This is a genomic window from Streptomyces sp. NPDC006283 (genome assembly GCF_040613325.1).
Taxonomy (GTDB): domain Bacteria; phylum Actinomycetota; class Actinomycetes; order Streptomycetales; family Streptomycetaceae; genus Streptomyces.
On record NZ_JBEXRZ010000443.1, the window covers coordinates 1 to 1,794 of the forward strand.

At 66.3% G+C, this 1,794-nt stretch carries 2 protein-coding genes, 2 pseudogenes and 1 riboswitch; of the genes and pseudogenes, 2 read left to right on the forward strand and 2 right to left on the reverse strand.

Annotated elements, in window-relative coordinates:
- The first annotated feature begins 31 nt into the window (after positions 1-31).
- Positions 32-208: a hypothetical protein gene (locus ABZ070_RS37105; protein WP_356640592.1), complete on the forward strand. Its 177-nt coding sequence runs from the start codon at positions 32-34 to the stop codon at positions 206-208.
- Between the two features lie 17 nt (positions 209-225).
- Positions 226-368 (forward strand): annotated as a pseudogene (locus tag ABZ070_RS37110) (IS630 family transposase); the annotation flags it as partial.
- Positions 369-1,022: 654 nt separating this feature from the next.
- On the opposite strand, the gene ABZ070_RS37115 reads toward ABZ070_RS37110, so the two are convergent.
- Together ABZ070_RS37115 and ABZ070_RS37120 are read right to left on the reverse strand one after the other, a co-directional pair.
- Positions 1,023-1,589 (reverse strand): SigE family RNA polymerase sigma factor, encoded by a 567-nt coding sequence (locus ABZ070_RS37115; protein ID WP_356640594.1) that lies wholly within the window; start codon positions 1,587-1,589, stop codon positions 1,023-1,025.
- Positions 1,590-1,593: 4 nt separating this feature from the next.
- Positions 1,594-1,719, reverse strand: a riboswitch (cyclic di-AMP (ydaO/yuaA leader).
- Positions 1,702-1,794 (reverse strand): annotated as a pseudogene (locus ABZ070_RS37120) (hypothetical protein); the annotation flags it as partial. (Overlaps the previous riboswitch by 18 nt.)

Genomic DNA, 1,794 nt, shown 5'->3' on the forward strand with positions numbered 1-1,794 from the left:
TCGTTGGCGCTCATGGGGTAGGGAGGTCGCGATGGCAGTTCTGGCCTGGTTGCTGATTCCGCTGTTCGCTGCTGTCGGTGCTGCGATATGGGCGGACTGGGCGTCACGGGACCGCATCAGCGGCGATGTGGCCGAGCTCGCGGGCTACGCACGGTTCCGCGACGCGATGGAGCAGCCCGCTCCCGGAACTGACGCCCTACGCCCCTGACCCAGACCGCTCCGGGGTACGTCGCCCTGGACGTGGCCACCGGCGAGGTGATCAGCTCCATCCACCGTGCCGACACCGCGCCGAGGAGTTCAAGGAGTTCCTGATCAAGCTCGACAAGGAAGTGCCCGCCGGCCTGGATGTCCACCTGATTTGTGACAACTGTGAGGATCATGGTGTGCCGCAGGGAGCCGGAGCTTGACCCGTGCGACAACTGGCCGCAGCTGCCGTGGTGTAGAACTGTCGGCTCCGGCCCCTGCGGTGCTACTGCCGCCGGCCCGGTGAACGTGTCCCGATAGGGGCTGTGCCGCACAAAGCACGTCACAGTTCTGACCGCCACCGGACCGGGTGTCAGCCACCAGACCAGTCCAAGGAGCCGCGTGACCGTCACCAGCATGCCCCAGCCGATGCTGCCCGCGCAGTGAGTCCCGGACCCGGCCGAGGAAGTGCCTCGGGGTGGACACCCACAAGGACGTGCACGTCGCTGCTGTCATCACCACCCTGGGGGGTGCCTTGCTCGCCCACCAGGAGTTCCCGACTACAGCACCAGCCAGCTCCCTTCTGCGGCTTGACGAAACATAGGGCTTCTACAGCACCCACAAGACGCCGACGGTTCGCAAATGGCTTGAGGCAGGTGGAAAGGTAGTTCGGACTCCTGACGGACAAGCGGCTGAGGCGGGGGCAAGAACCTCCAGGCCCTGGAACGCGACATCCGCGTCGCCTGGGTCGCCCAGAAACCGTTCATCTGGACCAAGAACGCCGACGAGATCCTGCGGCGTCTCGCCGCATATCTTGATCGAATTCCCGGCGCAGGACACTAGCCAGCGTACGCGTCACCTGTCTGCATATAACCGTAGCAACCATGTTCGAGTTCGTGGCGCAGCCGGGCCAGGGCGCGGTGCAGCGCGCTCTTCACAGTGCCGGTCGCTATCCCGAGCGCGCGGGCGGTCTCCTCCGTGCTCAGCTGCCCGTAGTAGCGCAGTATGACGACCTGGCGCTGCTGGGGGGCAAGGGCCTTGAGCGCGTCGCGCAGCATCTCGCGGTCGGCGCGCTGTTTGGCGCCGTCGTCGACACCTGCGTCCGGCAGCTCCTGGACGGGGAACTCTTCGAGCTTGCGTCTGCGCCACCACTCAGTACGAGTGTTGATCATGACGCGGCGCATGTAGGCGTCCGCGAGAGTTTGGTCGGCGATGCGATCCCAGCATGGGTAGGTACGGGCCAGGGCAGTCTGGACCAGGTCCTGCGCATCGGCCGGATCGGGGACGAGACGCCGGGCGCTCCGCAGCAGTGCGTCCCCCCTGGTCCGCACATAGTCCTCGAACTCCAGACCCCTCCCGCACACTGGGCTGGACTCGGGACGGCGATGCTTACCCTTTGCAGGCATGGCGAGTTCCTCTCCGTCGCCTGCGAGGTCAGCTGTCGGCTTCGGGGTGAAGATGCCCGGCCGCAATGGGAATGCACCTTCACCCCGAGCTGTTCCGGGATCCCGGATCCTGGTCCAGCACGATCTGCACCGTCCAGCGGCCCGTGCCCTTCTGCTCCGCCTGGTCCATGACGACGTCGACGAACGGCTTGCCCGTCGCCGCGTC

Coding starts and splice junctions, on each gene's coding strand:
- ABZ070_RS37105 (WP_356640592.1), top strand. CDS start 32: ATGGCAGTTCTGGCCTGGTTGCTGATTCCGCTGTTCGCTGCTGTCGGT.
- ABZ070_RS37115 (WP_356640594.1), bottom strand. CDS start 1,589: ATGCCTGCAAAGGGTAAGCATCGCCGTCCCGAGTCCAGCCCAGTGTGC.